The sequence below is a fragment of the Bacillota bacterium genome (assembly GCA_013314855.1).
Classification (GTDB): Bacteria; Bacillota; Clostridia; order Acetivibrionales; family DUMC01; genus Ch48.
The window spans coordinates 1-2,407 of the sequence record JABUEW010000243.1 but is presented as its reverse complement, the minus strand read 5'-3'; the positions used below and the strand labels follow the sequence as shown (position 1 = coordinate 2,407).

The window sequence follows — 2,407 nt, the reverse complement described above, 5'->3', positions numbered from 1 at the left end:
TTTTTAATAATATTTCAATGACAAAAATGAAAATTAGAGTTATAATTATTATAGTTATAGTTATATATATATTATTATAATGGATTATTATAATGGATTAATTTATAATGGATTAATAAGTTAAGGTGATACAATTGCAAGGTATAAATGCAAGATATGGTCCGGCAGATAACAATCCTCTTCCCGGCAAGCTTTATGTGGTGGAAGGGTGTGACGGTTCAGGGAAAAGCACACAAATTTACCTCCTTAAAAGATGGCTTGAATCAGAGGGTTTTATTGTATTTTTTACAGAATGGAATTCATCTGAACTGATCAGGGAATCTACAAGTGAAGCCAAAAAAAAGAACCTACTAACCCCTACAACTTTTAGCCTAATGCATGCAAGTGACTTTGCAGACAGATATGAAAAAATGATTCTTCCTCAGCTCAGGGCAGGCTACATTGTCCTTTGTGATAGGTACATATATACTGCTTTCGCAAGAGATATGGCTAGGGGATGTGATAGGGAATGGGTTAAAAATGTTTATAGTTTTGCTGTAAAACCCGATATTATTTTTTATTTTCAGGCACCGCTCCAGGTTTCGCTAAATAGAATACTTACCGGAAGGCTGCACCTTGAGTACCATGAAGCAGGGATGGATATGGGATTTAGCAATGACCCCGTTGAAAGCTTCAAAATATTCCAAGGAATAATTAAAAAACATTATGATGAGATGGCGGAAGAGGAAGGGTTTACGGTAATTGATGCATCTCAGCCAATTGAAGTGCAGCAAAATATTGTAAGGAAAATAGTTAAAGAAAATTTAAAAGGCTATGTGCCTCCCTGTAAGCATTGGCAAGAAAGAAGGTATTAGGGATATGGTCAGAAAACGGTTTTATGGAAAGGGGCTCCCTTATTTAAAATTAAATGATTTGCCAGGCAAATTAATAGTTATAGAAGGGCCTGATTGTTCCGGCCGCTCGACTCAAATCTCCATGCTTAAAGATTGGTTGGAAACTCAAGGTCATGCAGTATTGGATACAGGCCTTAAACGGTCTACCCTGATAGGGAATGTAATATTTGAAGCTAAAAAGGGTAATACCCTGGGAAAGAAAACTTTAAGCCTCCTATATAGCACAGATTTTGCAGACCAGCTGGAAAATAAAATTATACCTGCCCTTTCAGCAGGATTTGTAGTACTGGCAGACCGCTACATCTTTACGTTAATGGCGAGGGATTTTGTAAGAGGCGCCAGCAAGGAATGGTTAATGGAATTATTCGGATTTGCCTTGGTCCCTGACATGGTATTTTACCTAAGTATTAACCCTGAGGCTCTCCTTCATAGGGCTTTCTCAAAATATGGCTGCCTGGACTACTGGGAATCGGGTATGGATTTATGCTTTTCCAGCGACATGTTTGAAAGTTTCAAAAGGTATCACACCCTCTTAAAAAAGGAATATGATGAAATGGCAAAAAAATATAACTTTATTGTAGTTGATGCTGAAAGGAACCCACAGGAAATTCAGCAGGATATAAGGGCAAGGATAAGGGAATTCCTTGATTCCAAGTAAGTTTTGGCTTGCTTGGTTAACTCCGTATTAAAGACATAACCTCCGCTCTTGTCTTTGCCTGTGTTCTTACTATGCCTCTTAAAGCTGAAGTAACTGTCTTTGACCCTGGTTTCCTAACCCCCCTCATTGTCATACAAAGATGTTCAGCTTCTACAACTACAGCTACACCAAGAGGTTGTACCGTTTCCATAATTACATCGGCAATTTCGCTTGTAAGTCGTTCCTGTAATTGGGGGCGTCTGGCAATTACTTCCACAACCCTTGCCAGCTTGCTCAATCCAACTATTTTCCCTTTGTTAGGTATGTAAGCCACATGGGCAACTCCTATAAAAGGTAGCAAATGGTGTTCACATACAGAATATAAGGGGATATCTTTAACCATCACAATCTCTTCATGCCCATCTTCGCTAAACACCTTTATAACATCCCTCGGGTCCTGGTTCATACCGGCAAAAATTTCTTCGCACATCCTTGCAACTCTATCAGGTGTTTCTTTAAGTCCTTCTCTGCAGGGATCTTCTCCTATCGCCTCCAGTATCTCTCTTACCGCAGCTTTTATCCGTTCCTTATCTATCATAATACCTAATCTGCCTTTCATAACATAAAAATATAAATATACATGCTACTGCATGTTCCATTGCATTTTAGTTCATATCAATTATTTGTTTATTGTAATAATTATGATTATACTTAATCGAATTAAAAAGTCAAATATAGAGTATGTATTGGCAGAGCTGAAGCATGAAAATTTTATTCTTATCCATTAATAGTGGCTGCGTTAGTAATTTTATCCAATTATATAATAATATTACATAAATTTAACCATACGTTTAAGTCATCGGATAACACTATAACC

The 2,407-nt window shown here is 37.4% G+C and carries 3 protein-coding genes; 2 read left to right on the top strand and 1 reads right to left on the bottom strand.

The genetic code is table 11. From position 1 onward, the window contains the following. The first annotated feature begins 143 nt into the window (after positions 1-143). Both tmk (HPY74_20775) and tmk (HPY74_20770) read left to right on the top strand, forming a co-directional pair. Positions 144-854 (top strand): dTMP kinase, encoded by a 711-nt coding sequence (gene tmk / locus HPY74_20775; GenBank protein NSW93041.1) that lies wholly within the window; start codon positions 144-146, stop codon positions 852-854. A gap of 4 nt (positions 855-858) precedes the next feature. Then, complete coding sequence (gene tmk, locus HPY74_20770) at positions 859-1,551, top strand: dTMP kinase (protein NSW93040.1); 693 nt, start codon at positions 859-861, stop codon at positions 1,549-1,551. Between the two features lie 16 nt (positions 1,552-1,567). Here tmk (HPY74_20770) and folE read toward each other — a convergent pair whose 3' ends face one another. Continuing rightward, a complete protein-coding gene (gene folE, locus HPY74_20765; GenBank protein NSW93039.1) occupies positions 1,568-2,128 on the bottom strand; it encodes a GTP cyclohydrolase I FolE in 561 nt (186 codons plus the stop codon). Positions 2,129-2,407 lie beyond the last annotated feature (279 nt).

Coding starts and splice junctions, on each gene's coding strand:
- folE (NSW93039.1), bottom strand. CDS start 2,128: ATGATAGATAAGGAACGGATAAAAGCTGCGGTAAGAGAGATACTGGAG.
- tmk (NSW93040.1), top strand. CDS start 859: ATGGTCAGAAAACGGTTTTATGGAAAGGGGCTCCCTTATTTAAAATTA.